This window comes from Bacillus sp. SIMBA_008 (assembly GCF_046535495.1).
GTDB classification, from domain to species: Bacteria; Bacillota; Bacilli; order Bacillales; family Bacillaceae; genus Bacillus; species Bacillus subtilis.
Genome location: NZ_JAWRWL010000833.1, coordinates 1 through 255 on the forward strand (window position 1 = coordinate 1; position 255 = coordinate 255).

1 pseudogene is annotated in these 255 nt (G+C 44.7%); it reads left to right on the forward strand.

Annotation, left to right across the window (positions count from 1 at the left end):
- Positions 1-255 (forward strand): annotated as a pseudogene (locus SB658_RS25665) (PTS beta-glucoside transporter subunit IIBCA); the annotation flags it as partial.

Here is a 255-nt window from a genome sequence, read left to right on the forward strand (position 1 = left end):
CCTTATGCAGTCACAACGATGGGAACCCTTGGGAAAGAAGCACTTTATTTACCTGCATCACTTGCACATAATATTGCGGAAAGTGGAGCGTGTTTCGCTGTAGCATTACGCACAAAAGACAAGGTACTCAGATCAACAGCCATTTCGGCAGGGATTTCAGCATTTTTTGGTATCACAGAGCCTGCTTTGTATGGTGTGACACTTCAAAATAAGCGAGTTCTTGGAAGTGTCATGATTGGTTCGTTTGTTGGCGGG